Source organism: Methylobacterium sp. GC_Met_3 (assembly GCF_026540775.1).
Lineage (GTDB): Bacteria > Pseudomonadota > Alphaproteobacteria > Rhizobiales > Beijerinckiaceae > Methylobacterium.
The window spans coordinates 71,521-98,196 of the sequence record NZ_JALNUL010000016.1 but is presented as its reverse complement, the minus strand read 5'-3'; the positions used below and the strand labels follow the sequence as shown (position 1 = coordinate 98,196).

The following is a 26,676-nucleotide window of genomic DNA, read 5'->3' as shown; positions in this document are numbered from 1 at the left end:
AGACTGGCCCTTTCCCGGGCAGGTGACGCATAGCGGAACCTGATCCGGGATCCAGCGCAAGAAGCGACGCGCAGCGGCTCCGCCTTTTTCCCCGCCTCTACTCCGCGGCTTCCGCCAGATACCGCGCCGGGTCGTAGTTCAGGATCGGCCCGAGCCAGCGCTCGACCTCGCGGACATCCATCCCCTTGCGGACGGCGTAATCCTCTACCTGATCGCGCTCCACCTTGGCGACGCCGAAGTAGTGCGACTCCGGATGGGCGATGTAGATCCCCGATACGGACGAGCCCGGCCACATCGCGTAGGATTCGGTGAGCTTCACGCCGATCCGGCTCTCGGCCTTGAGCAGATCGAACAGCGTCGTCTTCTCGGTGTGATCGGGCTGGGACGGGTAACCGGGGGCCGGGCGGATTCCGGCGTAGTCCTCCTTCATCAGCTCCTCTGGGGTGTAGGTCTCCGCGGCCCCGTAGCCCCAGAACTCCTTGCGCACCCGCTCGTGCATCCGCTCGGCGAAGGCCTCGGCGATGCGGTCGGCGAGCGCCTTTACGAGGATCGCCCGGTAATCGTCGTTGGCCCGCTCGAACCGCTCGGCGATCCGCACCTCCTCCAGCCCGGCCGTCACCACGAAGCCGCCGATGTAATCGGCGATGCCGGTCTCGGCCGGGGCCACGAAGTCCGACAGGCAGGTGTTCGAACGCCCGTCGCGCTTCGAGAGCTGCTGGCGCAGCCCGTGGAAGGTGGCGAGCCGATCCGACCGGCTCTCGCCCGTGTAAAGCGCGATGTCGTCGCCGATGCTGTTGGCCGGCCAGAAGCCGATCACCGCCTTCGGGTTGAACCACCGCTCCGCCACGATCTGCTTCAGCATCTCCTGCGCATCCTCGTAGAGGGCGCGGGCAGCCGGGCCCTGCTCGGGATCGTCCAGGATCGCCGGGAAGCGGCCCTTGAACTCGTAGGTCTGCAGGAACGGCGTCCAGTCGATGTAGGGGACGAGGTCGGCGACCTCGTAGGAGCCGTAGACCCGAGCACCGGTGAAGCTCGGCTTGGCCGGCTTGTAGCCCGACCAGTCGATCTTGAACGGGTTGGCGCGGGCCTTGGCCAGCGGCAGCCGCTGCTTGTCGACCTCCGAGCGCCTGTGCGCGTCGGCGACCTTGGCGTACTCGGCCCGGACCTTCTCGATCGTGGCGCCGCGAGTCTCCTTGGAGATCAGGCTCGACACCACGCCGACCGCGCGGCTCGCATCGGTGACGTAGACGGCCTGTCCCTTGGCGTAGGCCGGGTGGATCTTCACCGCCGTGTGGACGCGGCTGGTGGTGGCGCCGCCGATCAGCAGTGGCACGTCCAACCCCTCGCGCTCCATCTCGCCGGCCACATGGACCATCTCGTCCAGCGACGGGGTGATCAGGCCCGACAGGCCGACGATGTCGACCTGCTCGCGCTTGGCGGTCTCCAGGATTTTGGCGGCCGGCACCATCACGCCGAGATCGATGATCTCATAGTTGTTGCAGGCCAGTACGACGCCGACGATGTTCTTGCCGATATCGTGGACGTCGCCCTTCACGGTGGCCATCAGCACCTTGCCGGCGGCCTGCCGCTTACCGTCGCCGCCATTGGCGAGCTTCTCGGCCTCCATGTAAGGCTCGAGATAGGCGACCGCCTGCTTCATCACCCGGGCGGATTTCACCACCTGCGGCAGGAACATCTTGCCCGCGCCGAACAGGTCGCCGACCACGTTCATGCCCGACATCAACGGGCCCTCGATGACGTGGAGCGGGCGCTCGACGCCCTGGCGGGCCTCCTCGGTGTCGGCCACAATGTACTCGGTGATGCCGTTGACCAGGGCGTGCTCGATGCGCTTGGCCACCGGGGCCTCGCGCCAGGTCAGGTCGGCGGTCTTGGCCTGGGCCGAGGCGCCGGTCTTGAACCGCTCGGCCGAGTCCAGCAGGCGCTCGGTGGAATCGTCGCGGCGGTTGAGGACCACATCCTCGCACAGCGCGCGCAACTCGGCCGGGATCTCGTCGTAGACGGCGAGCTGGCCGGCATTGACGATGCCCATATCCATGCCGGCCTGGATGCAGTGGAACAGGAACACCGCGTGCATCGCCTCGCGCACCGGCTCGTTGCCGCGGAACGCGAAGCTGAGGTTCGAGACGCCGCCCGAGATATGGGCGTGCGGCAGGGTCTCGCGGATCGTGCGGGTCGCCTCGATGAAGGCGACGCCGTAGCCGTTATGCTCCTCGATGCCGGTGGCGACGGCGAAGATATTCGGGTCGAAGATGATGTCCTCGGGCGGGAAGCCGACCTGCTCGGTCAGGATCCGGTAGGCCTTGGTGCAGATCTCGACCTTGCGCTCGTAGGAATCTGCCTGCCCCTGCTCGTCGAAGGCCATCACCACCACGGCAGCCCCGTAGGAGCGACAGACCTTGGCGGCCTCGATGAACTTCTCAGGGCCCTCTTTCATGGAGATCGAGTTGACGATCGGCTTGCCCTGGATGCACTTCAGCCCGGCCTCGATCACCTCGAACTTCGAGGAATCGACCATCACGGGCACCCGGGCGATGTCGGGCTCGGCGGCGACGAGGTTCAGGAACTCGACCATCGCCTTCTGCGAGTCGAGCAGGCCCTCGTCCATGTTGATGTCGATCACCTGGGCGCCGGCCGCCACCTGATCACGCGCAACGTCGAGCGCCGCCGCGTAGTCGCCATTGGTGATCAGCTTGCGGAATTTGGCCGAGCCGGTGACGTTCGTGCGCTCACCGACATTCACGAAGGGGATCTCCTTCGTGAGAACGAAGGGCTCGAGGCCCGACAGCCGCATCAGGCGCGGTACCTCGGGGATCGGCCGGGGCGCCTTGCCGGCGACCGCCTCCGCGATCGCCCGGATATGGTCCGGGGTGGTGCCGCAGCAGCCGCCGACCATGTTGACGAGGCCGGATTCGGCAAACTCGCCGACCAGCTTGCCCATCGCCTCCGGGCTCTCGTCGTAGAGGCCGAACTCGTTCGGCAGACCGGCATTCGGGTAGGCGCAAACCAGCGTGTCGCAGATCCGCGACAGCTCGGCGATGTGGCCACGCATCTCGCGGGCGCCGAGCGCGCAGTTGAGGCCGAAGGTCAGCGGCTCGGAATGGCGCAGGGAATGCCAGAAGGCCGCCGGGGTCTGGCCCGACAGGGTGCGGCCCGAGAGATCCGTGATGGTGCCGGAGATCTGGATCGGCAGCCGGATGCCGGTCTCGTCGAAGACCTGCCACGCCGCCGCCACCGCCGCCTTGGCGTTGAGCGTGTCGAAGATCGTCTCGATCAGGATCAACTCGGCGCCGCCGTCGATTAGGCCGTGGATCTGCTCGACATAGGCCTGCTTGACCTGATCGAAGGTCACGGCCCGGAAGCCCGGATCGTTCACGTCCGGCGAGATCGACAGGGTGCGGTTGGTTGGGCCGATGGCGCCGGCCACGAAGCGGCGGCGGCCATCCTTCTCTTCAGCAAGCTTGGCGGCCTCCCGGGCGAGCCGCGCGCCTTGGGCGTTCAGCTCGTGGATGATCGATTCCATGCCGTAATCGGCCTGGGCGATGGTCGTGCCCGAGAAGGTGTTGGTCTCGCAGACGTCGGCGCCGGCCAGGAAGTAGTCGAGGTGGATCTGCCGGATCGCGTCGGGCTGGGTCAGGATCAGGAGGTCGTTGTTGCCCTTCTGATCGTGGCTGTGATCCTTGAACCAGTCTCCGCGAAAGTCCTCTTCCGAGTACTTGAGCCGCTGGATCACCGTGCCCATTGCCCCGTCGAGGACGAGGATCTTCTCCGCCGCGCGCTGGCGCAGGGCCTTGGCGATCTCGGGGCCGTCGACGGGGGCAAAAGCGGTCATCATGCGTCCTGTCAGATCACCTCATCCGAGGTGCCGGAGCGAAGCGGAGGCCTCGCGGGAGGCCTCCAGATGTCTCGGTGTTCTCTGTAACCCTCCTTCGAGGCCGCTTTCGCGGCACCTCAGGATGAGGTGGAGGGTGACATCGATCGGCGTTTCGGGCCGGGCGCGGTCAACCCGTCTTTTCCAGGGCTGCGAGGCGCTTCTCGATCGCTTCGAGCCGGTCCTCGACCTCCGCGGCGGCGTAGCGGCCAAGGACCGATTCGCCGTTCACAGCTTCGCGCAGATTGTCGAACCGACTTTCCAACCTGTCGAAACGCGCATTGACCGCTCCGAACTGCTGACGGACGTCAGCGAAGCTCGTCTGCATCTCCGTCCGCAGCTCCCGAAGGAGCGGAACGATCATATCCTGGGGCTCAGCCATCGCGATGAACCCCCCTGCCGCACCCGCACGGGGCGCAGCTGAAATCTAAGCTGCCGCCTTCGCCGCCGCCAGCTTCGGCGCTTGGGCACGCAGGCCGAGCAGGTGGCAGATCGCGTAGACCAGATCCGAGCGGTTCATCGAGTAGAAGTGGAAGTCGTTGACGCCCTCGTCCACAAGGTCGAGTACCTGCTCGGCCGCCACCGCGCCGGCCACAAGGCGGCGGGTCTCCACATCACTCTCCAGCCCTTCAAATCGGGCGGCCAGCCAGTACGGCACCGAGGCGCCGGTGCGGCGGGCGAAGTTCGCCGCCTGCTTGAAGTTCTGCACCGGCAGGATGCCCGGGATGATCGGGATCGTGATCCCGGCGGCCCGGACCTTCTCCAGGTAGCGCAGGTAGATCTCGTTCTCGAAGAAGAACTGGGTGATCGCCTGATCGGCCCCGGCATCGACCTTGGCTTTCAGGGCATCGATGTCGGCCTCCAGGGAGGACGCCTCGGGGTGCTTCTCAGGGTAGGCCGAGACCGAGACCTTGAAGTCGCCGATCCGCTTGATCCCCTCGACCAGTTCGGCGGTCGAGGCGTAGCCCTCCGGATGCGGCCGGTAGGCGTGGCCCACGCCCTCGGCCGGGTCGCCGCGCAGAGCCACGATGTGGCGCACGCCTGCGTCCCAGTAGGATTGCACCACCGCGTCGATCTCCTCGCGGCTGGCGTCCACGCAGGTGAGGTGGGCGGCCGGCTTGAGGCTGGTTTCGTGGACCATCCGAGCCACCGTGTTGTGGGTCCGCTCGCGGGTTGAGCCGCCGGCGCCGTACGTCACCGAGACGAAGCTCGGCTGGAGCGGCGCGAGGCGCTCGATCGAGGCCCAGAGGATCTTTTCCATCTCGTCGGTCTTCGGCGGGAAGAACTCGATCGAGACGCGGATCGGGTGGTAGCCGTCGCGGCTGGCGCGGTGAGTGGAACGGCGCATCGGGGTCTCGTCCTCTATGTCGGTCGGTTCAGACGATGGATCTGAGCCTCAGGCGACGGCGCGCCGGGGCTGTTCGGTGATGTCGTCGGCGAGCCCGTCCTGAGCCAGCCAAAGTGTGACGGTGAGCTGGCCCGACTCGCGCGGCGCCAGATCGCGGGTGGTGATTGTCGCAAGCCCGGCCTCGGCGAGCCAGCCCGACACCTGCTCGGCCGAGAAGCCGAGCCGCCGATGGGCCTGACCCGTCCGCAGGAATTCCAGCTCGTGGGTGGCGAAATCCACCACCAGCAGCCGACCGCCCGGTGCCACGAGCCGTGCGGCCCCGCGCAGGGCCCGGGCCGGATCATCCAGATAATGCAGCACCTGATGCACAACCACGAGATCGAAGCTCGCCCGGGCGAAGGGCGGGGCGTGGATGTCGCCCTGCCGCAGGTCCACCCGCGACAGACCCCGCCGCTCCAGGTTGGCCCGGGCGACAGACAGCATGGCGTGGCTCGAATCGAGCCCGGTGGCGCGCCCGGCGAGGGGGGCCAGCAGGCCGAGCATCCGGCCGGTGCCGGTGCCGAGATCGATCAGGCTGCCGATCGGGCGGTCGCCGAGCGCAACGAGCACCGCTGCCTCGACGACGGTCTCGCAAATGTGCAGGGAACGCAGCTCGTCCCATTTGGGCGCGAGCCGCGCGAAGAAGGTCTGGGCGGTATCGGCCCGCTGCGCCCGTACGGCATCGAGTCGGGCGCGGTCCTCGGAGAGCGGCGGTGTGGTTCGGTCCAGCCCCGATAGGAGCGGATCGGCCAATCCGGCGCGGGCTTCAGACAGGCGGAAGAACGCCCAGGCACCCTCCCGGTGGCGCTCGACCAGCCCGGCCTCGACCAAAAGCTTGAGATGGCGCGAGATCCGCGGCTGCGACTGACCCAGGATGTCGGTGAGATCGGAGACCGAAAGCTCCCCCTCGACGAGCAGCGCCAGGATACGCAGGCGCGTCTCCTCGGCAGCCGCGCGCAGGACGCCCAGGGCTTCCGGAAAGGGGATCGCTCCCGCCTCTCGCACTGCTTCGATAGACATAAAGATATGTTTATGTGCGTTTCGCCCCCGGCGCAAGCGCGAAACGTCATGGTTTCGAAAGGTCTGAGACCTTTCGCGGGTGCAGGGCAGCGCCCTGCTGTCGGGCGACGCCCCATTCACCAGAACTCCGCCCCGGTACCTCGCCAAAGTGCGTAGCCCTATGGAAACCCGTCTTTGCCTCTAGCGAAGCCAGTACCCGTCCGGGCGCAGCGGCTCCGGCATCGGCTCGCCGAGCGCGTGGTGGACGATCCGGTCCACGGTGCGGACCATGGCGTCGAGGGGCAGATCGTTCGGCTCGGTGCCGAAGGGTTCCTCCAGTTCGTCGCCGAGGGCGTCGAGGCCGAAGAACGTGTAGCCGACGAGCGCCACCACGATCGGCGTCCCCCAGCCCAGGGAGCCTGCGAGCCCTACCGGCAGGAGCAGGCAGTAGAGCCATGCGGTCCGGTAGACGAGGAGCGTGTAGGCGAAGGGGAGCGGCGTATTGGCCAGCCGTTCGCAGGCGGTGTGGACGCCCGACAGCGCCTCGATCCGTGCCTCCAAGAGGCCGAACTGGATGTCGGTGAGCTGCCCCGCCCGCAGGAGAACGGCCAGATCACGGGTCATGGCGGCGAGCACGGCGTCCGTGGGGTTCGGGCCGGACAGGTCCGACCCGGGGACCCTGCCGTCCACGGCCGCGGCCTCGTCGAGGGCGCGCAGGCGGGCCCGCAGGCCGTGCGCGAAGGCTGACAGGCGCCGGAGCTGAGGCGCTGCCTCCCGGTCTGGGAGCAGAGCCGGCAGGGCGCGGGCGAGGTTGCGCACCTCGCCGATCAGGCTACCCCAGTGCTTCCGGGCCTCCCACCAGCGCTCGTAGCAGGCGTTGTTGCGGAAGCTCAGGAAGATCGAAAGCGCGAGGCCCACCACGGTGAACGGCGTCACCCCTGCGCTGACCGGGAAGAAGGCGGGCCAGCGCGCCTCCGTCCACACCATCGCGCAGGACACCGCGACGATGCCGACGAGCTTCGGTGCTACCCGCGGCAGGATCGAGCCGTGCAGGGTGAACAGCAGGGTCAGAAGGTTGGGCCGGGGGCGGACGATCATGCGGGCATCGGAGCTGAGGGCGCGGCCCTCGTGCCCCGCTTGACCCAGGCCCGCAAGGCACCCGGCTCAACACGTCTGCGTCAGACGTGCAGGCCGGGTGCCTTTGCCCCGTCTTCGCGGACGTCTGGCTTCAGAAGCCGACGGCCTCCCGCACGTGGCAGGTGTCGGACAGCGCCGGCGGCGTGGCTCCCTCAGCCTCCGCCGTGCTGGTGAGCAGGCGGACGGAGGCCGGCGACCAGCAGGCGGGACGCTTGAACACGAAGGCGTTGCGCGCCCGGTGGTAGGGCGAGTCCGGCTGGAAGAAGTTCCGGTACATCTGTGTCAGCTCGGCGCGCCGATACTGCGCCAGCGGCCGATGCGCCTCGTCGGCGGCCCGCGCCGCCTGCTTGCGCGCGGTGATCGCGGCGTGATCCTCCACTTTCGCGGCCGCGAAGGCCTGCACGGCCAGCTCGAATGCCTCACCGGCAACCGCACGGTCGGCGACGCCGATTTCCGCGGCCCGGCGGGCGCTGATCGGCAGGCAGGACTCGGTCAGTTCGACCGCGCGCTCCCACCCGACCCGGCGGGGCAGCAGATAGGTCCAGTATTCCGAGCCGTAGAGCCAGCCCATGTTGCGGTAATGCGGGTTGAGCACCACGCCCTCGCGGACCAGCACGAAATCCGCAGCCAGCGGCAGGATCGCCCCGCCGGCGCCGACATTGCGGCCGACCGCCGCCACCACGACCGAGTCGGTCGCCAGGATGATCGCGCGGATCAGATCGTCCATGGCCACGATGTTGGCCCAGGATTCCGCGGCTGGGTCCGCGCTGGCCTCGATCGCGTTGAGATGAATGCCGTTCGACCAGAGATCCTCGCCGCCCGCAAGCACGATCACCTTGGGCGCATGGGCCCGCGCCTGTTCGAACGCGGCCTGGAGTTGGCGGCACTGGGCGGTGCTCATCGCGCCGTTGTGGAAGTCGAAGCGCAGGTGGATGACGTCGCCCTGACGCTCGCTGCGCACCTCCTCGACCGGGTTCGGATAGGCGAGATCCTCCGAGGAGCCGACCACCGGCAGGTCCGCAGGAAGCGCGTCGCCGAGCACCTGAACGGCGTCGAGCTTGATGCCGCCCTCCTGCTTCGGCTTCAGCCGGCCGATCCAGACCGCACCGTCCACCGTCGCCCGGCAGATCGCGCCGCTCTCCGACCGGGCGATCACCGCGCCCGGCTCGCCCCGCAGGCGCGGCTCGGCGCTGGCGGCGTGCAGGTAGACCGGCCGGCCATAGAGCTCGTCGAGGACGCCCGGCACCCCGTCGGCCGCGTGGATGCGCGCGAGGATCTCGGCCGTCCCATGCCGGCTCCAGTCGATGCGGCGGTCCGCCTGCTTCATCGACAGGCGCAGGCGCCCGAGGGCGGTCGGGGCGGCATAGTCGAGCGGCCGCGGGCGGAAGTCGGGCCGTTCGAAATTGGCCAGCGCCTCCCGCAGGCAGGAAACCGCGCCGTCGATCACTTCGCGGCGGTAGAGGCTGCTCTTGGGCGCTTGGCGCAGCGGGAAGGTCCGCGTCGCCCAGATCGGGCCGGCATCCATCTCGGCCTCGGCCTGCAGCAGGGTCACGCCCCAGATGTCCCAGCGCTCCTGGATGGCCCAGTCGAGCGCCGACGGGCCGCGGTCGCCCTCGATCCCCGGATGGACGATCAGCGTGAGATAGGTGCGCCAGAGCCGCTCCGGGATGGCGCGGGTCAGGAACGGGGCGATCGTCAGATCCGGGCGAAAGGCCGCGAACGCGTCGGCGAGCCGATCCTCGTCGCCGGCATAGACCTCGACCGCGACCTCATGGCCGGCATCGGATAGCTCGACGAAGAACCTCTGCGTCATGCTGTTGAACGCGGACGAGACCAGAAGCACACGCATGAGGATACCCGATATCAATTCGGCTGCAACCAAACCAATCTCGGGTTTCTTCCCAGTATGTTATTGTCGTTCGAATATATCCTGGATCAATAAAACGGATTTGACAGGCAAGATGCGCGTCGAATCGATCAGGACATCAGCGTAAACGCGATTTATGCTATGGAACGACTTTGATCAAGCTTTGCCGTGCGGCGGGCCTTCGAACGAACGGGGCGCGCTGAGGACGCCGGGGGCCGCTTCGGCCGCGCGCAGACAGCTCGGGATGATATGATCCGTCGGGACGCAGACGTCAGACCGGCTCGGCGTCCCACAGCCACGCCGCCCCGCGCACGCCCGAGGCGTCGCCGTGCAGGCTCGCCCGCACCGGGGTGTCGAAGGCGTCGGAGAAGACGTGCGGGGCGATCGCTGCGGGCAGCCCGGCGATCAGTTCGGGGATCCGCGACAGGCCGCCGCCGATCACGATCACGTCCGGATCGAGCAGATTCACCACCTGGGCGGCCGCTCGTCCGAGCCGGTCGAGGTGGTTGGCGAGCGTGGTCTGCGCCGCGGCGTCGCCGGCGCGGGCGGCGGCTACGATCGCCTCGGCGGACATGTCCCCGCCGTGCCGCCGCGCATGGTCAGCTGCGAGGCCGGGACCGGCCAGCCAGGTCTCGACGCAGCCGCGCCGGCCGCAATAGCAGGGGGCGCCCGGCCGCTCGTCGTCCCGGGCTCCCGGCAGCGGGCCGTGGCCCCATTCGCCCGCGATCGCGTTGCGGCCCGTGAGCGCCCGTCCGTCGATGGCGATACCCGAGCCGACGCCGGTGCCGAGGATCACTGCCCAGACGACCCGCGCGCCCGCGCCCGCGCCGTCGATCGCCTCCGAGACGGCAAGGCAGTTGGCATCGTTCTCGATCCGCAGCGGCCGCTCGAGCCGTCGGGCGAGGTCCGCGGCGAACGGATGTCCGTTGAGCCAGTATGAATTGGCGTTGCGCACGAGGCCGGTGGCGGGGGACAGGCTCCCCGGCATGCCGATGCCGACGGTGCAGGGCGTGCCCGCTGCAGCCTCAAGCTTCAGGACGAGGCTTGCCAACGCTTCGATCGTGGCCCGGTAGTCGCCGCGCGGGGCGGCCATCCGGGCCTCGGTCAGCGTCGCGCCGGCCCGGTCCAGGACGATCCCGGCGATCTTGGTGCCGCCGAGATCGATGCCGAGGCGTGCCCGGCCCGCAGGAGCCGCCATCACTCGGCGGCGGCGACCTTGCTGTCCGTGCCCATCGGCTGGGGCGGCTGATCGGTGATGTGGGTGCCGATGGCGACCGGATGGGCCATGACCTCGTTGAGCTTGGCCATGTCGAGCTCACCCTCCCAGCGGCTGATCACCACGCAGGCGACGCCGTTGCCCACGAGGTTGGTGAGCGCGCGGCACTCGGACATGAACTTGTCGATGCCGAGCACCAGGGTCATGGCGGCCACCGGGACCGGGCTGTTGGGAATCGCCGACAGCGTCGCCGCCAGGGTGATGAAGCCCGCGCCGGTCACGCCCGAGGCGCCCTTCGAGGTCAGCATCGCCACCAGGATGATGGTTGCGTATTGCGAGAAGGTCAGATCCGCGCCCACCGCCTGCGCCAGGAACAGGGTGGCGAGCGTCATGTAGATGTTGGTGCCGTCGAGGTTGAAGGAGTACCCCGTGGGCACCACCAGACCGACGACCGAGTCGGAGGCGCCGAGCCGGCGCATCTTGGTCATGAGCTGCGGCAGCACCGTCTCGGACGAGGAGGTGCCGACCACGATCAGCAATTCGTCCTTGATGTAGGCGAGGAAGCGCAGGATCGAGAAGCCCGCCACCCGGGCGATCGAGCCGAGCACCACGAGGACGAACAGGATCGCGGTGACGTAGAAGGTGCCGACCAGCCACGCGAGGTCGTAGACCTTCTGGATGCCGTACTCGCCGATGGTGAACGCCATGGCGCCGAAGGCGCCGACGGGGGCGAGCTTCACCACGATGCCGATGATCTTGAAGAAGATCTGCCCGGCGGTATCGATCGCGTGGTTCACCGAGGCCGCACGCTCGCCCAGGCTCGTCACCACGACGCCGGTGAGGATCGAGATCAGCAGCACCTGCAGCAGGTCGCCGGTGGCGAAGGGATCGAAGAAGCTCTTGGGGATGATCGCCAGGATGTGGGCGACGGTGGAATCGGCCGCTGCCTTGTTGGCGTAGGTGGCGACCTTGCTGGCATCGAGCTTCGACGGATCGGCGTTGAAGCCGGCGCCAGGCTTGATCACCTCACCGACCAGCACGCCGACCAGCAGCGCCAGGGTGGAGACCACCTCGAAATAGAACAGCGCCTTCACGCCGACCCGGCCGACCTTCTTGAGATCGCCCACCGATGCGATGCCGTGCACGATGGTGCAGAAGATGATCGGCGCGATCATCATCTTGATCAGCGCGATGAAGGCGTCGCCGAGCCACTTCATCGCCTTGCCGGTGGCCGGGTCGTACCAGCCGAGCAGCACGCCGAGCGCGATGGCGATCAGAACCTGGATGTAGAGCACCTTGTACCAGGGCTCGCGCGGCGCGGCGGCCGGACCTGTCGCGTGGATTGCCTGTGCCATGTCCATCCCGTGCGACTGCCGCGCACCCTCCCGATTTGGTTGCACGCTAGCGACTCTCGTCCCGCGCCTCAACGGCAGGTCGGTAATCTACCGGGAACCAACCGTGACAAAAACCTGTCGATCCCACCAGTAAAGTACTTCTCCCGACCGACATTCGCGCTCATCCCATGAAGCGCGGCTATTTTTTGACTGCCGCCGGATTTCGCCTTCCGTCCAACGGCGTTCAGAGACATTCCGGAGGTTTTCCGTGGCTGTGCGTCATTGGGCCGGGGCCGCGTTGCTCGGCGGTCTCTTGTCCTGCGTCCTGTCCGCTCCGGCCTCGGCCGGAATCGTCGTCCAGATCGACCAGGGGCGCCAAAGGATGCGCGTCTTCGTCGATGGCTATCCCGCCTATGACTGGCCGGTGTCCACCGCCCGGAACGGCTACGTCACGCCCAACGGCCGGTTCCGGGTCGGGCTGATGGCCCCGATGTGGCGCTCGCGCAAATATCACGGCGCGCCGATGCTACACGCCATGTTCTTCCGGGGCGGCTACGCGATCCACGGCACCTACGCGACGGGCTCGCTCGGGCGCCGGGCCAGCCACGGCTGCATCCGCCTGTCGCCGGGTCACGCGGCCGCCCTGTTTCAATTGGCGCGCAACCGGGGTGGGGCGGCGGTGGTGATCCGCAACTAAGGCCGGGCGGACCGGGCTCCCACATACAAAGAGGGCCGCGGCGCATCATGCGCCACGGCCCGGATATCACCGTCGTACCGGCTTAGCCGGTCGGCGCCTCAGGTCTGCTGCTGGGTGCGGCGGGGGCGCACGGTCCAGCGCTCGAACATCGAACCCGGATCCTCACTTTTTCCGTCCTTGGCCTCGCCGCCGTGCTCCGGCTGCTGGTGGATCGCCGCGCCGAGCGCCTGCGACAGGCTCTCGATCACATCGTCGATGCGGGTGTCGCCGTGCAGCGAGTCCGGCGCACTGGCCTGTGCCGCGGGGGCCTCCTGGTGGACCGACTGATGGACGACGGGCTCCGGTGCGGGCGGTGGGGCTTCCGGCTCGGCGTGATGCTCGGGCTCCGGTGCGATGTGCTCAGCGGCGACCGGCAGGGCCTCGACGGGCTCCGGCGCAAGTGGCGGCGCGACGGGGGCGGCCGGAACGGGAACGGGAACCGGGGCGGCTTGCGGTGCCGGGGGCGGCGCCACGATACGGCGCATTGCACCGAGCGCGCCTTCGTCCGACTCGGAGGACCGGGGGCTGCTGCCATAGCGGCCGAAGCCGAACCGGGGTTCGATCAGGTCGAGCACGGCGTCGAGGGCCGCATTGTTCAGGGGAACCTCTTCCTGGGCCGGCACGCCCTGGATCGCCAGCGCTTGACGCTCGAACGCCGGATCGCTGCTGACCTCCCGCCCGAACCACGTCGGCGTCTGGAAGCCCGCCGCATCGCCGTCGTTGTCGAAGGCGATGCTGACCAGATCGAGGCTGCCGGGGGTGACGTAGCGGTCGATGGCGATCTCGCGCCCGCCGATCGTCAGCGTGGTGCGGTCGTAGGCGGCCTTGCCGGGGCACACGTCGAGCAGCGCATCGCCATGGGCGCGCGGCACGTCGGTCCGCTCTTCGACCGGGACCCCGTCGGGCCCCTTGTTGAGGAGCACCAGCTGGCACTGCTGCCCGTCGACCCGCACGAAGGAGGACCGGCCTCCCTGTGCCGCGAAGTGGCCCTCGGTGATGCGGGCGCCACCGCGCTCCTTGCGGATCAGCCGGACCAGCGATGGGGCGACCAGAAATCGGCGAACGGTGCTCATGAACTCAATACCCCTCCGCGTGGTCGGCGGCGCGCCGATCCGGCGGACACCCTTCGGATCGCCTGCCCGGACACGCGGGAGCAAATGGAACGGCGGCGTACGACGTCTAAGCTGTGCTGCAACGCCGTATTCACCCGTACCCAATCGCTTCCGTCGCCAAACTCCGGGCGGCGACAACATGAGAGAATAAATCGCTAAGCAAAAACGTGCCGAAATCAAGACCGATCCGTGGACAAGACTCGGTCGCCGACCGTCCTGTCCCCGCTATCCCGACTTTACGCCCAGCTTTCGCAACCCAGGTTAAAGGAAATTCGGAGCGTCAGTCCGCCGGCTCGAAATTCATGGCGGCGCCGTTCATGCAGTAGCGCAGGCCGGTGGGGGCGGGGCCGTCGTCGAAGACGTGGCCGAGATGACCCTGGCAGCGCGCGCAATGCACCTCGGTGCGGACCATCCAATGGCTGCGGTCCACCGTGGTCTCCACGGACCCGTCGATCGGCTCGAAGAAGCTCGGCCAGCCGGTGCCGGACTCGAACTTGGTGCCCTGCTCGAACAGCGGCTGGCCGCAGCCGGCGCAGGTGAAGGTGCCGGGACGCTTCTCGGCGAGCAGGCAGCTCGTGCCGGCCCGCTCGGTGCCGTGCTCGCGCAGGACCCGGTACTGCTCGGGCGTGAGAGACTCGCGCCACTCGGTGTCGCTGCGGGTATCCGGGCTGGTGGTCGACGTGTCCGCCATGGTGATCTCCCTTGTCGCACCGTCATATAGGTGCAAACCGGGGTATTCGGCAGTCCCGCCCCGTACAGTCAGGCCGCCGCACCCACGGTGTCGGCCATCCTGGCCCGCCGCTGCCCGATCGGGAGCGGCGCCCCCGTTGTGGTGTCGCGCCCGGTCTGGTGCTCCAATTCGGCATTGATCTCGCCACCGAGCAGCACGATCGTTGAGGAGATCCAGATCCAGGTCATGAAGCCGATCACCGCGCCGAGGGAGCCGTAGGTCTCGTTGTAGGTGCCGAAATTCGCGACGTACCAGGAGAACATCAGCGAGGCGACGAGCCAGAGCAGGCCCGCCACGACGCTTCCCACGCCGACCCAGCGCCAGCGGGCGTGCTCCCGGCTCGGGCCGAAGCGGTAGAGCACGGAGAGGCCGCCCAGCAGCACGATCAGGATCGCCGGCCAGCGCAAAGCGGCGAGCAGCCACGCGGTCGAGCCGAGGCCCAGGAAGTTCAGCGCCACCGGCACCACCACGATCACGTTGAGCGCGATGATGATGAACAGGAGGGCCCCGATCGTGAAGGTCAGGGAGCGGAGGTTCAGCCAGAAGAAGTTCCGCTTCTCCTCCTCCTCGTAGACCACGTTCAGCGCGTCGAACATCGCCTTCATGGCGGCGTTGGCGCTCCAGAGCGACAGCAGCAGGCTCGAGAAGAACGTGATGCTGAGCGAGCCGCTGCCCTTGGCGGCGATGCGCTTGACCTGATCGCCGATCAGCTCGACCGCCCCGGCGGGCAGCACGGCGTGGAGCTGCGCGAGATGCTCGTTGATGGCGTTCACGTCCGCGAACAGGCCGTAGCAGGTGACCAGCGCGGCGATCGCGGGGAATAGCGACAGCAGGGTGTAGAACGTGACGCCTGCGGCGACCGCCAGGACCCGGTCCTTGTTGAACTCCAGGTAGACCCGAACCGCGATGTCCTTCCAGCCGGCTCGCGTCATCTCGGCGGGGGTCTCGGCGGTGCGGCCGCGCTCGGGCTGGGTCGCCACCGTGAGCTGCGCGGCGCGGCCCGAGATCGAGCGCGCGCCGGGGGCGACGTTCCTGCGGGGATCCTTGTCCGCGGTCACCGCGCGGGCGGGTTCGGGATCAGCCGGCGGTTCAGCGGTTGCACGGGGCACCGGCTCACCCCGCCGGGCCGCCGCCAGGGTCACCAGCGCCGATCCGAGCATCAGGATCCACAGGATCGAGCCGGTCTCAGAGGGTCCGGTCGAGCGTGAGGGCGGCGGGGTCATGGGTCGGAACGGGCCGTGCGCGCGGAACTGCCGCGCTCAGGGGGCCAAACGTCGCCGCGCCGCCGCCGTTCCGCCAATCTCGGCCCTTCCGGCGGGGACGCAAGCGCTTTCCGCGCGTTGTGCGTCTTATGGTCGATCAGCCCCGCCTCGGTTTCTGCTGCAAGTTCATTCTGGACGAGCCGCCCGGCACCCACGCCACCCTCAAGGCGGAGCGGGAGGCGACGCTCCACATGAACCTGACCAGCGTGACGATGGCGTATCTCGCCAAGCTGGAGCCTGCGGCCCGGCGGACGAAGCTCTCCGGACTGGTGGCGCATAACCTCGACGCGCTGGCCCGCCAGATCGCCTGGGTCGGCGCCCGGCCGCCGATGGAGCGCCTGCTGCGCATGGCGAGCAACGTCCTGCCGGGCTACACCCACCCGATCGCGCAGCCGATCTACGCCGAGCCCGAGATGGTGGCGCTGGTCGATCGCGGGCTTGCGGAGGCAGGCGCCCTGGCGCGCCGGCTCGGGGTGCGGTTGAGCTTCCACCCGGGCCCGTTCTGCCTGCTGGCGAGCCGGAATCCGGCGGCCATCGCCAACGGCCTGTCGGAACTCGACTACCACGCCGAAATCTTCGACCGGATGGGCTATGGCGGCGGCTGGCATCCGCACGGCGCCCACATCAACATCCATGTCGGGGCCGGTGACCCCGGCGTCGCGGGGTTCCGAGAGACGCTGCCCAGGGCGAGCCAGGTCGCGCGCGACCTCATCACCGTGGAGAACGACGAGAACGTGTTCGGCCTCGAGGCCGTGCTGCAACTCGCCGACATCGTGCCGGTGGTGCTCGATCTCCACCACCATTGGGTCCAGAGCGGCGGCGAATATCTCGAACCGGACGATCCCCGCATCGCCCGGGTGAAGGAGTCCTGGCGCGGGGTCCGGCCGATCGCCCATATCAGCGTATCGCGCGAGGCCGTGATCGCGGATTCCAATCCGGAGGCCCTCCCCGACTTCCCGGCGCTGCGCGAAGCCGGCCACGCGGTCCGGGACCTCGCCGCCCATTCCGACCTGATGTGGAACCGGGCGGTGAACGATCTCGTGGCCCGCCACCTGGTCTGGGCGGACTTCGAGATCGAGGCCAAGGCGAAGAACCGCGCCTCAATGCAGATCGCCCGCTACATCACCGAACGCGAGCAGGCCGCCGCGATCGCCGCCGAATGACGCCCGGTCTCGACGCCTCCGCCGGACCGCTTTAGGCAATCCGGCATGAAGACCGCCGATTGCGACATCCTCATCGTCCCGGGCCTCGGGGGCTCCGAGGAAGACCACTGGCAGGCCCGCTGGGCCAGCCGGCTCACCACCGCGCGCGTGGTCGCGCAGGACGACTGGCACGCGCCGACGCCCGAAGCGTGGTGCGGACGGATCGCCGAGGCGGTCTCGGCCGCGACCCGGCCGGTGATCCTGATCGCCCACAGCCTCGGCGTGGTGGCGAGCGTCGAGGCGGTGCCGCTGTTTCCCGCGGGCGTGGTGCGTGGCGCCCTGCTGGTCTCCGTCCCCGACGTGGAGGAGGCGTTGGGCCTGCCCGATGCGGTGCGCGCCTTCGCGCCGGTGCCGCGGGACCCCCTGCCCTTCCCCTCCCTGCTCGTTGCCAGCCGCACAGACCCCTATTGCCGCTACGACCGGGCGGATGATTTCGCCCATGCCTGGGGCTCACTGACGGTCGATGCGGGCGAATCCGGCCACATCAACGTCGCGAGCGGGCACGGGCCGTGGCCCGAGGGGTTGATGCGGCTCGCGGGGTTCTTGAAGGGGTTGTAGACTGAGTTGTGCTCGGCATTGCAGCGCCGTCCAACTGGCCGTGCTGAACGCCGCACGCCTCTGGCCCGGAACCAGCGGTAGACGCAGGTTGCGTTAACGCGCCGTTTACCACCGCCCCCTTCAGTGGGGGCCGCGGGCGGTGCTTCGGCCCGAGGCCGCCCCGGGAGAGAATCGTGACGCGCAAAGAGCTTTTGGAACGACTCGAGGTGGTTCAGACCGCCCTCGGGCAGCGGGCCCAGGCCAACTTCAACAGCTCGCTGTTCAACGACGTGGCGCTGCTCAAGCGCATCGAAGCCTTCGAGGCGAAGGTCGGTGAGGCCGAGAAGCCGAAAGTCGCCGACTACACCGGCAACATGTTCACCCGCATCGCCAACCGCCGCGCCGCGGGCGCCAAGTAGCGCGCTACGCAACGTTATTTCGGTTCCGCTTGAACCGCGCGCAGCAGCTCCCCGGCAACGTCGGCGAGCCGCGGCGGCGCTTCCCTTACGAAGGGGAGCGGCCGGCAGACATTGAGGGCGGCGAGGCCGAAGCGGGCGGTCATCAGCCCGTTGAGCACCCCCTCCCCCAGCTTGGCGGAGATCCGGGCCGCGATCCCGAGACCCAGCACCTGCTGCATCACGCTCTCGCCGACCGCCATTCCGCCGGTGACGGTGAGATGCGCAAGCGCCGCACGCCCTAGCCGCAGGAAGCCGAGGAAACCCGGTCGCCCGCCGTAGATCGCCGCGATCCGGCGCAGCAGCCGCACGGCGGCGAAGACTACGAAGGCCACATCCACGATCGCCCTGGGGCTCAAAGCCGTCACCGCCGAGACCTGCTTGGCCGAAGCCGCGATGGCGTTGCAGGCCTGCCGGTCGAGGCCCGACAGCAATTCGTGCTCGGCGAGGCCGATTCGGTCGTCCACGTCGAGGATCGCGTCGGCGGCGGCGTCGATCCGGGCGCGGCCCGCCGAGAGGGCGTCGCGATCGGCGTAGAAGGCCGACAGCGCCTGCACCACCGACTGCGCGCCTGTGTGGTCGCGCGTGCTCACGGCGTCGAGGGCGGCTTGGCGCAGGCGCTCGATCTTCCGCTCGCGCCGCAGGCCGGCGAGTTCCCGCACGACAATGGCGAGCAGCGCCAGCCCGGCGAGGCCCAGCAGCGCGAGCGCCACCCAACCGAGCCACGGCGCGGCCTGGAACAGGTCGGAGATCATCCGCTCGACCGAGAGCCCGACCCCGAGGGAGACGAGGCCGCCGACCGCCGACAGGAATAGCGCCCCCCAAGGAGAGCGCCGCTTGGGCGCCACCGGCACCGCTACGCCATCGGCGGCATCGACGATTTCGAAGGGCTCCTCGACGATCCGCGTCTGCGGCCCGGCCGAGAGGGGCGTGGTGGTCACGCTCTCGTTCGGCGGCGGTTCCGCTGTGATCCGGAAGGCGCGGGGTTTCTGGCCCGAGGTCATGGCTGAGAGCTCCGCAGACACACAGACATCGTCACGCCAGCTTGTCCCCGATCAGGAACTGCATCGCCCGGTCCAGCCGGATCTGCGGCAGGTGTCCCGGCCGGCCGAGACCGTCGGGGCGCACGAGCGGTGGGCGGAAACGCGGGAAGCGGAGCGAACCCGGTTCCACCGCACCCTCCAGCACGGCCTCGGCCCGGGCGGGCAATTCGCCCGGGAAGATCGCGGCCTCGCTGTTGCCGTCGAACATCTCGTCGCCCACCACCTCGCCGGCCTCCGGTGTACCGGCGACCGCACGCAGGGTCTCGGCGCCGTCGTGGACGGTGGTCTCGCGGGTGGCCCGTACGGAGGCCAGCGCCACCGTGCCGACCCGGGCGCCCGCGGCTTCCGTCCGCCGCATGGCCCGCGACACGAGGAGCCTCAGCAACGCGTCGAGCCGGTCGTGGCTCGTCTGGTGGAGGTGATCGGCCTTGGTGGCAGCGAACAGCACCCGGTCGGCCCGCGGCGCGAACAGGCGCGACAACACCGTGTTGCGGCCGATGTTGAGGCTGAGCAGCACTGCATCCAGCGCCTCTTCCAGCTCCGCCAGGGCGGTGGGCCCGGCATCGACCGCCGAGAGCACGTCCACCAGCACGATCTGCCGGTCGACCCGCTGAAAATGGTCGCGGAAGAACGGCGTTACGACCTTGCTCTTGTAGGCCTCGAACCGCCGCTCCATCAGCCCGGCGAGGCTGTCGGGGGCGATCGTCTCGCCCAGGCGGTCGAGCGGCGCGAAGGTCAGCGCGGGGGAGCCCGCGAGGTCGCCGGGCATCAGAAAGCGCCCCGGAGGCGTGGTCGCCACCGATTCCGGTCCGGCGCGCAGGCCCTCAAGGTAGTTTTTGAACGCGTCACTCGCGCGTTCGGCCGCAATCTCGTCGAGGGGGCCGTTCGGGTCGAACCCCTTGAGCGCGTCGAGCCAGGGGGCGGCGACCGCCGCGCGGCCCGGACGCCGGGTGCCGTTGATCGTCGCCCGCGACCACGCCGTGTAGCTCGTCTCGATCAGCGCAAGGTCGAGGAGCCATTCACCGGGATAATCGACCACGTCGAGCATCAGGGTCGCCGGTCCGGTGCGCCAGCCGGCGGCGCGCTCGTAGGCGATCTCCAGGCGGAACTGGCTGATCCGGTCGGTCGAGCGCGGCCAGCGCCGTGCCTCGGTCAGCGTCCCAAAATGCTCCTCGAAGGGAAACCGCGGCACGTCGTCGTCGGGCTGCGGCACCAGCTTGGCGCGGCGCAGGCGGCCCTCCTGCGCGGGGGCGAAGGCCGGCAGGGCATGCGTCTCCACGAGGTGGTGGATCAGCGCCGTGGTGAACACGGTCTTGCCCGAGCGCGCGAGCCCGGTGACCCCGAGCCGAAGGGTCGGCTGGATCAACAGGTCGTGCGAGGCCTCGGCGAAGGCTTTGACGGCCGAGCCGGCGCGTGCGGCAAGGTCGGTCAGGGGCACGGGCGGGCTCGTGGTGAGGGGAACGGGCGGGGTGGAAGTCGCGCCGCAGAGGTGGCGCGGCGCGGGCCGAACCGCAAGGCTTGTCGTTACGGCGGGGTGCCCCCAGCGGCCGGTGTGAGCGGGCGCAGCCGGGCGATTGCCCCGGCGACGAGGTTCGGACCGGCCCGGAGGGTGCCAAGTTCCACCGCCGACATCGCCAGCATCACCGGCGCGAGGTTGGCGCGTGGGGTTCCGTCCGACTCGAACAGGTTGAGATCGTCGCCGGGTTTCAGGCCGACGCTGCCGCTGATCCGGGCGGCGTAGGCCTGGATCCGTGTCTCGTCGCCCGTGCAGAGCGGGGCCGGTAGGCGCAGGTCGAGAAGCGGCAAGCCAGCCGCGATGGCAGGCAGGAGCGCGGATTCGGCCACCATCCGGTCGGGGTTCGGCACCCGGCCGTCCGCCTTCCGATCGAGGAGCGCCGATGGATCGGCGACGCTCCGGGTGGGGCGTGCGGACGGGGAGATGTCGGACGCGATGTCGGGTACGGGCCGGAGCGCCGCCACGCGCGGAAGGGCGGGGCGACGGGTCGGCCGGCCGGCCATGCGCGCGAGGGGCGACCAGGGCTGCACGCGCAGGACTGTCCGACCCCGGGGCGCTCCGCCGGGGCGGTGCTTCGCGAGGAAGCGGGCGCGCAGCGTCCGTCCCAGGCCGCGCGGCGCCAGCGCCGTCGCGACGGCGGCCGCCTTTACCCCTCCGCCCGCTCCCGGGGACGCGACCCGGCACTCGGCCGGCGCCCAGCGGCGCACGATGGCGAGCGCCGTGTGCCGGTTATAGTCGCGGTAGTAGCGCCGCAGCAGGCTCGCCGCCGCGTCGGCCCCGTCATCGAGGGTGGCGAAGGCGGTATGCCCCTCGGCGTCCGCGCCGATCTCGCCCGGCCAGCGCGCCGACTTGATGCACCAGCCGTTGTTCAGCCGCACGCATCGGGCGACGTAGGGCGGATCCGCCGTCAGCGAGGCCGTGAGAGCCAGCGCCCGCGGCAGAAGCTGCGCGCCGGTCTCAGTGTGCCAGTTCGAGACGGAGCGGGTGGCGGGGTCGAAGCGCGGGGCCGGTTCGATGGGCGTGGCGATCACCGGGGCCGCCAACGGCGCGCGCAGGACGGCATCCATGCGCTCCGCTGTGAAAGGCATCAGGGTGGTGAGCAGGACGAGCGCGTTCAACAGCACGCGGATCGGCCTTTAAGCGCCTGTGCAAGCGCAATGCCCTTTCTCGCCGCTCTGCCAGCTGCGATAGTCACGCATCTCCGTTTGGCACTGGGGTCGATGACGGAACGCGGCAGGCCCCCTCTCCCATGCGGGAGAGGGTTGGGGTGAGGAGCGAGAACTCCCAGGACAGGGCAGCAGGTGATCGATGCTCCGACAGAGCGCGCCTCTTTCGGACAGTTTTCGACCCTCACCCGGCTCTCCGAGATAGCAGACCTCTCCCGCACGGGAGAGGGGACCCGCGCCCGATACTGAAGCGGGATCGCCGGTGCCGAAGTGCGAATCCGGTAGCCTCTGCGGGAGAGAGAAGCCCCTGCGTCAGCAGGGGGCAGGAGAGGAAAGCAACGCTTCGGGACGGAGCAGAGCAGGTTTAAAGGCCAGCGCCAGTTCCTGCGCCGTCGCTCCGCTCTTGCCGGATTTCGTCCCGACCCGCTCTGCACCTTGAGGCGCTTTCCCCCGCTAAGGGGGGAGGCAAAGCGCCTGTCATATGTGTGTGAGCCCGATCCTTCGGCCGCAAGGCCGCACGGTCTTGCGCTCCTGTGCGCGGGTATCGGGCCCCCCGACCCTGCCGTCACGGGTTCAGCACCTTGAGCGCGGCCGCGTGCAGCCGCGGATCGCCCGCCGCCACGATACGCCCGCCGCCGGGCGCCGGGCCGCCGTCCCAAGTTGTGACCCGCCCGCCCGCGCCCTCGATAATCGGGATCAGGGCCACGATGTCGTAGGGCTTCAGCCCCGCCTCCACCACCAGATCGATCTGGCCGGCCGCCAGCATGCAGTAGGCGTAGCAATCGGCGCCGTAGCGCGACATCCGCACCTGTCCCTCCAGCGCTCGAAAGCGCTCCGCCTCCTCCCCGGCCGCGAACAGCCGCGGGTCCGTCGAGGCCAGGATCGCCTGGGCGAGGTCCCCGCAGCGGCGGGTAAGCAGGGGGCGTTCGCCCGTAGGCCCGCGCAGGCGGGCGCTCTTTCCGTCGCCGGTGAAGCGCTCACCGAGATAGGGCTGATGCATCATCCCGCGGACGGGTACGCCGTTGCGGGTCAGCCCGATCAGGGTGCCCCAGGTCGGCAGCCCTGCGATGAAGGCCCGGGTGCCGTCGATCGGGTCGAGCACCCAGACGCATTCGGCATCAGTGCGCTCAGCGCCGAATTCCTCGCCCAGGATGCCGTGGCCCGGGAAGGTCTGGCCGATCAGCTTGCGCAGCACGATTTCGGCGGCCCGGTCGGCCTCGGTGACCGGATCGAACGGCGCGCCGCCGCGGGCCTTGTCGTCGAGCCCGAACTGGGCGCGGAAGAATGGCAGGATCGCCTTCCCGGACGCATCCGCCAGATCGTCCAGGAATCGCCCGAGTTCGACGACGCTCATCGGATCACTCCCTGTCCATCTGCGGCTGGCCGACGCGAAGGGCCGGCACCCGACGAAACCGGGGCGTCCCCCCGGCCGTCAAGCCCCCGAGACCGGAACGACGGCGTCATGCGCCGGCTGCGACAGGCGCAGGCAGGGCATCTTCCCTGCTTTTCGGGTCCTGCACCGCTCGGGCGTCTCTCGTGTCCGGCTCCTGCGCGGCAGCCAGGACCGCCTCGACGACCGCCCGCAGCGAGCCGGCTTGCGCGTCGGCCCCCGTCGACCGCTCCGCGGCGGCCACGGCCCGGTCATCGTCCCGAACGAGCCAGAGCCCGAGCAGCACGGGCACACCCGGCATCCGCTCCTTCAAGCGCCGGATCAGACGGCGCAGATGCGTGGGTTCGCCGTCGAGGGCGAGGGAGATGACGCAGGTCATCTGCGCCGGGCCGGGCTCGAACCGCCCGATCCGCGCCGCCGACGCCTCGCTAAAGGAGACGGTACGGGCGCCAATCCCACGCTTCTCCAGGATCTGGGTCAGGATCGCGGCAGCGGCCTCGTCGAGGAAGCCGCGCCCGGAGATGCAGAGCACAGCGCCCTGTCGCCTCCAGGCCGCGGCGAGCCCGTCCGGCGCCGGGCCCATCGGCAGCGGGCTGCAGGTACCTTCGCCGGAGCCGCTACCGCCCTGCCCCGCCGCCTCCGCGACCATGTCGCTCCGGTCGGCGAGATCCGCGATCAGCTCGCCCAAAGCGGTGCGCATCGCGGCTTTCTGCCGGGCGGTCAGCACCCCCCGTGCCGCGTCCCGGGCGGCGAGTTCGAGCGCCTTTAGGACCACCTCGTCGTAATAGGACGAGAGTGCGCATTGCTGCAGGATCAGCTCGGCATGGCCCAGCACCTCCTCCGAATCGCCCGCGAGGATCCGCTGATAGAAGTTCTGTACGGGCGTCAGCGCAGGCCGGTCGCCGAACAGCACGTCGAGGAATTCGAGGTGCTCCACGTGGCGGCCGAGCACCACGAGACAGACGGTGAGCGGCGTCGAGAGCAGCAGGCCGACCGGTCCCCACAGCCAAGTCCAGAACAGGGCCGAAACCAGCACCGCGAAGGGCGAGAGCCCGGTGGATTGGCCATAGACGATCGGCTCGACCACCTGTCCGGTGAGCGGCTCCAGGATGACGAACAGGATCGCCACAGCGATCATCATGTTCCAACCGGGATCCACCGCGGCCGCGAGCGCCATCGGCAGGATCGCCGACAGGACCGCGCCGAGATACGGCACGAAGCGCATCAGGGCCGAAAAGATCGCCCAGAGCACCGGATTCGGCACACCGATCACGTAGAGCCCGATGCCGACCACGATGCCGAAGGCGGCGTTGAGCGCGAGCTGGACCACGAAGTAGCGGCTCAGGCGCTTGGCCGCGTCGTCCATCGCCACGGTGGTACGGTGCAGGTCGCTCGATCCGGCGAGCCGGATCATGCGGTCGCGCAGATCCTCGCGCTGCATCAGTACGAACAGAAGGACCACGAACACGATACCGACGGTGGCCAGCGGATGCATGACCGGCGTCAGCACCGTGGACAGCATTTCCAGCGAGCCCGGCGGGGTCGAGGCCACCTCGACCACCACGGGTTTCGGCTGCGATCCCGTCTGGTCCGGCGCCGGCTGCGGCGGCGTGGCGGCTGGCTCCTCCGCGGCGCCCACCTCCTTTCCCGCCTCCCTGCCACCGGTGTGCAGGGCGCGCCCGATATTGGCCACGTATTCGGTGGCGTGCCCCACGGGCGAGTCGCGCAGGCCGTTGATTTTATGCTCGATCGTAGACCGGTAGCGCGGGACGTCCCCAGCCAGGTCGGCCGCCTGGATGCCGATCAGGGTCGCCATCGACGCCACGACGCCGAGGGTCAGGAGGACGCTGACGCCCACCGCCACCAGCCGCGGCAGGCGCAGCCGCCGCAGGCGGTTCACCAGCGGCGTGAGCACGAAGGACAGAAGCAGCGCGATCGCGATCGGGATGAAGATTTCGCGGCCGAAATACAGCGCCGCGATGATCGTGGCGCCGACCACCACGGGCGATGCCATGGCGGCCCGTGGGGTCTCGGCGGCGGCGACGCGCGTGGGGCGCGGCGGGATCAGGGGCGCGCCCTGCCGCGCCGCCGGTTCACCCCCGACCGGGGTTCTTGTTGCCATGCCGCGATCCGCGCCCCGAACGCTACAGGCGGGCGCCCGCCGGGGTCGGACGAGGCCGCGCGCTCGGGGAACGGCATGGGACGGGAAAACGATCCCGCACGGCGTGCAGGGATCACGCCCCCTGCACGCCGGCCCGCATCACCTCACCCGCATCCTTCAGCTCCGGCAGCGACCAGCACAGGTGCATCACCCGCTTGGCCTGCGCGTCCGGCAGCACGCCCGCCGCGAGATCCGTGAACTTCGCCTCCAACTGCGCGTCCGACATCGGCTTCTCCACGCTGCCGATCGCGTGTTCGATGAAGCGGTGGAAAGTCCGTCCGTCGTTCAGCGTCACGGTCATGTCGACCTGCGCGGCGTCGATGCCGGGGGTGACCACCGGCATGATTTTCTGGCGGAGCGCCACCACCCGCGGATCGTTCACGGCACGGTCGCTGAACTGCTTCTCGCCGCCCGCGCCCTCCACGAACGCGACCGCGGCGGCGTGGTAGATGCTGAACTTGCCTTCCAGTCCGGTCTTTGGCGCGGTCTTGCCGGTCAGTTCCAGCACCAGCGGGTGGACCTTGAGGTCGACGCGCTTGATGTCCTCCGGCTTGACGTGATCCTCATCGCGGATCTGGATCGCAGCGTCGATCGTCGGATGCATGACGATGCCGCAGGCGAAGGGCTTGTAGGTGTTGAGCCGCGCCTCGTAGCGGGTGCCGAGCCCATCGGTGATCTCGGACCAGTCCTGCTTGGTGGAGATCGTGTTGGCCCAGCCGCGCTTGGCCTCGATCATCCCGTCCGACGAGGTGAAGCCCTTGGCGGCCAGGATCGCCGCGAACAGGCCGTTCGAGGCCGCGCGGCCGGGATTGAAGCTCTTGTTCATGGAGCCGAACGACTCGCGCAGGCCCACCGGCTGCGAGGCGGCGAGCCCCAGCGCGTAGACCATCTGCTGTTCGGTCAGCCCCATCAGCTTGCCGGCGGCGGCGGCCGATCCGAACACGCCCGCGGTGCCGGTGATGTGCCAGCCGGCATCGTAGTGGTTCGGATAGACGGCGTTGCCGATCCGGCATTCGGCCTCAATCCCCACCACGAGGGCGTCGAGGAAGTCCTTGCCGGAGACCGGCTTCATCGACGCGTAGGCCAGGATCGCCGAGGCGACTGGTCCGGCCGGGTGGATGATCGTCTTCAGATGGGTGTCGTCGAAGTCGAAGATGTGGCTCGCCACGCCGTTGAGGAAGGCGGCGTTCATGATGTCGAACCGCTCGGTCCGGCCGAACAACCCGGCCTGCGGCGGCCCCGAAAAGGGCTGCAGCGCCGACACTGCGACATCCACGGTCTCGTGGTGCGAGCCGCCGATCGCCACGCCAACCCAGTTGAGGAAGCTGCGCACGCCCTCGCGGCGGACGGGTTCCGGCAGCGTGTCGTAGGAGGAGGACAGGATCCACTGCGCCAGAATTTTGGTGACGTGCGGCGGCGCGGACTTGGCGGCGGCTTTCACCGCCTCGGCAGCTTGGGCGCCGGGCAAAGCTGGCGTCGTGAGGGCGAGCCCGGCGGCCCCGATCAGCGAGCGGCGATTCATCGACATGGCGTTCTC

Annotated in this window: 21 protein-coding genes; 4 read left to right on the top strand and 17 right to left on the bottom strand. The window is 69.3% G+C overall.

Features of this window, described 5'->3' with window-relative positions; all coding sequences use genetic code 11:
- Positions 1-97: 97 nt before the first annotated feature.
- The 8 genes from metH to OXS27_RS18890 form a co-directional block, all read right to left on the bottom strand.
- Positions 98-3,850, bottom strand: coding sequence for a methionine synthase (gene metH, locus OXS27_RS18925; protein WP_267358242.1), 3,753 nt, complete (start codon positions 3,848-3,850; stop codon positions 98-100).
- A 169-nt stretch (positions 3,851-4,019) separates the two neighbouring features.
- On the bottom strand, positions 4,020-4,271 hold the full coding sequence (locus OXS27_RS18920) for a hypothetical protein (RefSeq protein ID WP_267358241.1): 252 nt from the start codon (positions 4,269-4,271) through the stop codon (positions 4,020-4,022).
- Between the two features lie 45 nt (positions 4,272-4,316).
- Entirely contained in the window at positions 4,317-5,237 is a 921-nt protein-coding gene (metF, locus tag OXS27_RS18915) for a methylenetetrahydrofolate reductase [NAD(P)H] (protein ID WP_243918497.1), read from the bottom strand.
- A 48-nt stretch (positions 5,238-5,285) separates the two neighbouring features.
- Positions 5,286-6,296, bottom strand: coding sequence for a metalloregulator ArsR/SmtB family transcription factor (locus OXS27_RS18910; RefSeq protein WP_267358240.1), 1,011 nt, complete (start codon positions 6,294-6,296; stop codon positions 5,286-5,288).
- 180 nt (positions 6,297-6,476) lie between these two features.
- Entirely contained in the window at positions 6,477-7,373 is an 897-nt protein-coding gene (locus OXS27_RS18905) for a bestrophin family protein (protein ID WP_243918506.1), read from the bottom strand.
- Positions 7,374-7,503: 130 nt separating this feature from the next.
- On the bottom strand, positions 7,504-9,261 hold the full coding sequence (locus OXS27_RS18900; protein ID WP_267358239.1) for an enoyl-CoA hydratase-related protein: 1,758 nt from the start codon (positions 9,259-9,261) through the stop codon (positions 7,504-7,506).
- Between the two features lie 289 nt (positions 9,262-9,550).
- Entirely contained in the window at positions 9,551-10,477 is a 927-nt protein-coding gene (locus OXS27_RS18895; protein ID WP_267358238.1) for an ROK family protein, read from the bottom strand.
- A complete protein-coding gene (locus OXS27_RS18890) occupies positions 10,477-11,850 on the bottom strand; it encodes a dicarboxylate/amino acid:cation symporter (protein WP_243918512.1) in 1,374 nt (457 codons plus the stop codon). The genes OXS27_RS18895 and OXS27_RS18890 overlap by 1 nt, the downstream gene beginning before the upstream one ends.
- 247 nt (positions 11,851-12,097) lie before the next feature.
- Between OXS27_RS18890 and OXS27_RS18885 the strand changes: the two genes are divergently transcribed.
- Positions 12,098-12,526 (top strand): L,D-transpeptidase, encoded by a 429-nt coding sequence (locus OXS27_RS18885; RefSeq protein WP_267358237.1) that lies wholly within the window; start codon positions 12,098-12,100, stop codon positions 12,524-12,526.
- 98 nt (positions 12,527-12,624) lie between these two features.
- Here the strand turns inward: OXS27_RS18885 and OXS27_RS18880 are convergent, their stop codons facing one another.
- The 3 genes from OXS27_RS18880 to OXS27_RS18870 form a co-directional block, all read right to left on the bottom strand.
- Positions 12,625-13,638, bottom strand: a complete 1,014-nt coding sequence (locus OXS27_RS18880; protein WP_267358236.1) for a hypothetical protein — start codon at positions 13,636-13,638, stop codon at positions 12,625-12,627.
- Positions 13,639-13,957: 319 nt separating this feature from the next.
- Entirely contained in the window at positions 13,958-14,368 is a 411-nt protein-coding gene (msrB, locus tag OXS27_RS18875; protein ID WP_243918531.1) for a peptide-methionine (R)-S-oxide reductase MsrB, read from the bottom strand.
- Positions 14,369-14,436: 68 nt separating this feature from the next.
- Positions 14,437-15,630 (bottom strand): YihY/virulence factor BrkB family protein, encoded by a 1,194-nt coding sequence (locus tag OXS27_RS18870; protein ID WP_243918533.1) that lies wholly within the window; start codon positions 15,628-15,630, stop codon positions 14,437-14,439.
- Positions 15,631-15,758: 128 nt separating this feature from the next.
- Between OXS27_RS18870 and OXS27_RS18865 the strand changes: the two genes are divergently transcribed.
- The 3 genes from OXS27_RS18865 to OXS27_RS18855 all read left to right on the top strand — a co-directional run bounded on the left by OXS27_RS18865 (position 15,759) and on the right by OXS27_RS18855 (position 17,827).
- Positions 15,759-16,832 (top strand): UV damage endonuclease UvsE, encoded by a 1,074-nt coding sequence (locus OXS27_RS18865; protein ID WP_267358235.1) that lies wholly within the window; start codon positions 15,759-15,761, stop codon positions 16,830-16,832.
- A gap of 45 nt (positions 16,833-16,877) precedes the next feature.
- Positions 16,878-17,429, top strand: a complete 552-nt coding sequence (locus OXS27_RS18860; protein WP_267358234.1) for an alpha/beta hydrolase — start codon at positions 16,878-16,880, stop codon at positions 17,427-17,429.
- 173 nt (positions 17,430-17,602) lie between these two features.
- Entirely contained in the window at positions 17,603-17,827 is a 225-nt protein-coding gene (locus tag OXS27_RS18855; RefSeq protein ID WP_243918539.1) for a hypothetical protein, read from the top strand.
- A gap of 14 nt (positions 17,828-17,841) precedes the next feature.
- Here OXS27_RS18855 and OXS27_RS18850 read toward each other — a convergent pair whose 3' ends face one another.
- The 6 genes from OXS27_RS18850 to OXS27_RS18825 all read right to left on the bottom strand — a co-directional run bounded on the left by OXS27_RS18850 (position 17,842) and on the right by OXS27_RS18825 (position 26,667).
- The gene (locus tag OXS27_RS18850; protein ID WP_267358233.1) at positions 17,842-18,867 is read right to left on the bottom strand and encodes a TIGR01620 family protein; all 1,026 of its coding nucleotides are present in this window, start codon (positions 18,865-18,867) and stop codon (positions 17,842-17,844) included.
- Between the two features lie 31 nt (positions 18,868-18,898).
- The gene (locus OXS27_RS18845) at positions 18,899-20,344 is read right to left on the bottom strand and encodes a YcjX family protein (RefSeq protein ID WP_243918543.1); all 1,446 of its coding nucleotides are present in this window, start codon (positions 20,342-20,344) and stop codon (positions 18,899-18,901) included.
- An 86-nt stretch (positions 20,345-20,430) separates the two neighbouring features.
- Positions 20,431-21,546 carry a hypothetical protein gene (locus OXS27_RS18840; RefSeq protein ID WP_267358232.1) on the bottom strand — a complete coding sequence of 372 codons (1,116 nt, stop codon included), beginning with the start codon at positions 21,544-21,546 and terminating at the stop codon, positions 20,431-20,433.
- A gap of 607 nt (positions 21,547-22,153) precedes the next feature.
- The gene (hisN, locus tag OXS27_RS18835) at positions 22,154-22,942 is read right to left on the bottom strand and encodes a histidinol-phosphatase (RefSeq protein WP_267358231.1); all 789 of its coding nucleotides are present in this window, start codon (positions 22,940-22,942) and stop codon (positions 22,154-22,156) included.
- 106 nt (positions 22,943-23,048) lie between these two features.
- A complete protein-coding gene (locus tag OXS27_RS18830) occupies positions 23,049-25,100 on the bottom strand; it encodes an AI-2E family transporter (protein WP_267358230.1) in 2,052 nt (683 codons plus the stop codon).
- Positions 25,101-25,212: 112 nt separating this feature from the next.
- A complete protein-coding gene (locus OXS27_RS18825; protein ID WP_267358229.1) occupies positions 25,213-26,667 on the bottom strand; it encodes an MmgE/PrpD family protein in 1,455 nt (484 codons plus the stop codon).
- Positions 26,668-26,676 lie beyond the last annotated feature (9 nt).

Bases quoted from the DNA above. Each gene is read 5' to 3' on its own strand.
- metH (WP_267358242.1), bottom strand. From the start codon at position 3,850: ATGACCGCTTTTGCCCCCGTCGACGGCCCCGAGATCGCCAAGGCCCTG.
- OXS27_RS18920 (WP_267358241.1), bottom strand. From the start codon at position 4,271: ATGGCTGAGCCCCAGGATATGATCGTTCCGCTCCTTCGGGAGCTGCGG.
- metF (WP_243918497.1), bottom strand. From the start codon at position 5,237: ATGCGCCGTTCCACTCACCGCGCCAGCCGCGACGGCTACCACCCGATC.
- OXS27_RS18910 (WP_267358240.1), bottom strand. From the start codon at position 6,296: ATGTCTATCGAAGCAGTGCGAGAGGCGGGAGCGATCCCCTTTCCGGAA.
- OXS27_RS18905 (WP_243918506.1), bottom strand. From the start codon at position 7,373: ATGATCGTCCGCCCCCGGCCCAACCTTCTGACCCTGCTGTTCACCCTG.
- OXS27_RS18900 (WP_267358239.1), bottom strand. From the start codon at position 9,261: ATGCGTGTGCTTCTGGTCTCGTCCGCGTTCAACAGCATGACGCAGAGG.
- OXS27_RS18895 (WP_267358238.1), bottom strand. From the start codon at position 10,477: ATGGCGGCTCCTGCGGGCCGGGCACGCCTCGGCATCGATCTCGGCGGC.
- OXS27_RS18890 (WP_243918512.1), bottom strand. From the start codon at position 11,850: ATGGCACAGGCAATCCACGCGACAGGTCCGGCCGCCGCGCCGCGCGAG.
- OXS27_RS18880 (WP_267358236.1), bottom strand. From the start codon at position 13,638: ATGAGCACCGTTCGCCGATTTCTGGTCGCCCCATCGCTGGTCCGGCTG.
- msrB (WP_243918531.1), bottom strand. From the start codon at position 14,368: ATGGCGGACACGTCGACCACCAGCCCGGATACCCGCAGCGACACCGAG.
- OXS27_RS18870 (WP_243918533.1), bottom strand. From the start codon at position 15,630: ATGACCCCGCCGCCCTCACGCTCGACCGGACCCTCTGAGACCGGCTCG.
- OXS27_RS18865 (WP_267358235.1), top strand. From the start codon at position 15,759: ATGGTCGATCAGCCCCGCCTCGGTTTCTGCTGCAAGTTCATTCTGGAC.
- OXS27_RS18860 (WP_267358234.1), top strand. From the start codon at position 16,878: ATGAAGACCGCCGATTGCGACATCCTCATCGTCCCGGGCCTCGGGGGC.
- OXS27_RS18850 (WP_267358233.1), bottom strand. From the start codon at position 18,867: ATGACCTCGGGCCAGAAACCCCGCGCCTTCCGGATCACAGCGGAACCG.
- hisN (WP_267358231.1), bottom strand. From the start codon at position 22,942: ATGAGCGTCGTCGAACTCGGGCGATTCCTGGACGATCTGGCGGATGCG.
- OXS27_RS18830 (WP_267358230.1), bottom strand. From the start codon at position 25,100: ATGGCAACAAGAACCCCGGTCGGGGGTGAACCGGCGGCGCGGCAGGGC.
- OXS27_RS18825 (WP_267358229.1), bottom strand. From the start codon at position 26,667: ATGTCGATGAATCGCCGCTCGCTGATCGGGGCCGCCGGGCTCGCCCTC.